A 262-nucleotide genomic window follows, 5' to 3' on the forward strand; every position below is an offset into this window, starting at 1 on the left:
GCATCGTTCCGGGCCGATGGCGTCGATATTGCGATTAGGCTCGGCAAGCCGCCGTTTCCCGCCGGGCTGACCGCGCAGTTGCTGTCGCCGCTCGACGTGTTCGCCGTCGCCAGCCCGACCTTGCTCGACGGCGCTTGGATGGACTGTTTCAGCACCTGCAGGGTGTCGAGCATCTGCTCGGCGTGCTCCAGCACCTTGACGCCTTCCGGGGTCAGGCTGACGCCCCGGGAGTCGCGCAGGAGCAGCTTCACGCCCAGCTCGC

1 pseudogene is annotated in these 262 nt (G+C 67.9%); it reads right to left on the bottom strand.

The features are described 5' to 3' along the window. A pseudogene (locus SB756_RS31545) lies at positions 1–262 on the bottom strand (hypothetical protein); the annotation flags it as partial.

The organism is Pseudomonas sp. SIMBA_068 (assembly GCF_046534705.1).
Taxonomy (GTDB): Bacteria; Pseudomonadota; Gammaproteobacteria; order Pseudomonadales; family Pseudomonadaceae; genus Aquipseudomonas; species Aquipseudomonas putida.